General features: G+C 42.7%; 1 protein-coding gene and 1 pseudogene. Both read left to right on the top strand.

Annotated elements, in window-relative coordinates:
• Nucleotides 1–287: pseudogene (locus HGJ91_RS15815) on the top strand (spermidine synthase); the annotation flags it as partial.
• A 99-nt stretch (nt 288–386) separates the two neighbouring features.
• Nucleotides 387–1412: an ion channel gene (locus HGJ91_RS15820; RefSeq protein ID WP_291348814.1), complete on the top strand. Its 1026-nt coding sequence runs from the start codon at nt 387–389 to the stop codon at nt 1410–1412.
• The last annotated feature ends 509 nt before the right edge of the window (nt 1413–1921 follow it).

A 1921-nucleotide genomic window follows, 5' to 3' on the forward strand; every position in this document is an offset into this window, starting at 1 on the left:
TAGAAAGTGCAAAACTTTCCATCCTTGCCTTTCATGAGAATGTGCCCAGTTTCGGAGACTGGGGATGGTACCTGGCCTGGCACCCCAACATACAAAAGAAAAAAATCATGGAGAAAATCAAGCATCTCAACATTGACGTGCCGACAAGATTTATCACACCCGAGGTGTTTAAAAGCGAACTTGTCTTTGGCAAAGATGATCTGACAACTAAGAACCGCCAGATTAACACCATTCTCCACCCGGTCCTGTTATCTATTTACAACCACGAATCCTGGCTGCTTGAGTGACCACTGGATATTGCAAATAAATATTAAATAATATAATTTACTAAAAACACGGCACAGCAAACTATGGAAAACACTTTTGCATAAATTGGAATATCTATTTTGCTTTATTTTTTAAAAGATTTAATACGGATGGGGTTAAGGCGCAAAGGGGTCTCCCTTGTTTTTGCCTACCTGGCTCTTTTAATGATATCAAGCTTACTGATTAAACTTGTCGAACCGCCTGATTCCGCCTTAACCCATTTTGACCAGGCGCTCTGGTGGAGTATTGTGACCAGCACAACTGTTGGCTATGGAGACCTGTTCCCTGTCTCCAACTCTGGGAAAATTGTGGCGGTTCTTTTGCCCATATTCATGGGCATCGGCCTGGGTGCTGCATTCATTACCCATATTGCTTCATCGTTGATTGAAAGGAGAGATAAAAAAATGCACGGAGAAAAAGAATATAAAGGAAGGGATCATATCCTTCTCGTGGGGTCAACCGATGAAACAGAACAGCTGATTGAGCAGATTCAAAAAGATGAGGCATATACCAGTCGGGATGTTGTCATTGTGGCTGACATATCAAGACACCCCTTACCTGATATAGATGATGTTTTTTTTGTCAAAGGCAGACCCGATACCCTTCACACCCTGAACAAAGCCAATATAAATGAAGCTGCACAGATCGTTATCCACACGGGAAAGGATGAGAAAAGCCTGTTTGCCCTGATCAATGCTCTGAAGCTGAAAAGCACGGCCTGCGAAATTACGGTCCGCTGCATATCAACTCAGTCTCTCGATACATTTTCAAGTATTCAAGGCGATTTTCAAATCATCATGCAGATGACGGCTGAAATGATGGTACAGGCCATGCAGGACAAAGTTCATATTCCGTTACAGATCCTGTTGAGAAACGATGCCAATGAAGAAATATATTACGTGGTTGTGCCTGAAGCTGTCCAGGATTTCACCTGGTGGTCTCTGCATGATTATTTCAAAGAAAAATATAATTACCTGACCTTTGCCATACAAACCACTGACAAAAAGGTGATGGTCAATCCATCAAAAAAAGAGATCGTTTCAAAGGGATACGGAATCTGGCTCATGGCCCAAAAAAGACCGGTCAACATTGTATGGCCGTTATAAATTATGTAAAACTCATTGCCGAATCTATGGCTTGAGGCCCGGATCAATACCGCCCATTCGCTAAGAATTTTTCACAATTAACCCGTCAATATTGGAAAAGTGATTGTCTTTTGTGAAAACAGCCAGCCCGTTCTGCATTGCCACAGCAGCAATCTAGATATCATTTGCAAGGATTGGGGAGCCTTTTTCTCTCAAGACAAGATAAATTTCAAAAAATTTTTAAACAGTAATCAGTTCTCATCTGGGTTGCAGTCGAAAAATTACTAATTGAATGATATGCGGTTAAAAAATAAATTACTTTCAATAAAATATCAATTTGTTGAAAGATATGCAGACAACCGGTTAACAACTTGTTCTCGGCGGCTCCGCCGCCGAGAATGCGGTGCTGACTACGTCCAGCCCCTTGTTCCGTCGCCTCTGGCGCCAGAACAAGGAACTGGACCGGTCACCGCACACCGATCAATCAAACTACGTTTGCTTGATCGGCGCACGGCGCCGGTCAGCACCGC

It is taken from the genome of Desulfobacula sp. (genome assembly GCF_014237455.1).
Lineage (GTDB): Bacteria > Desulfobacterota > Desulfobacteria > Desulfobacterales > Desulfobacteraceae > Desulfobacula.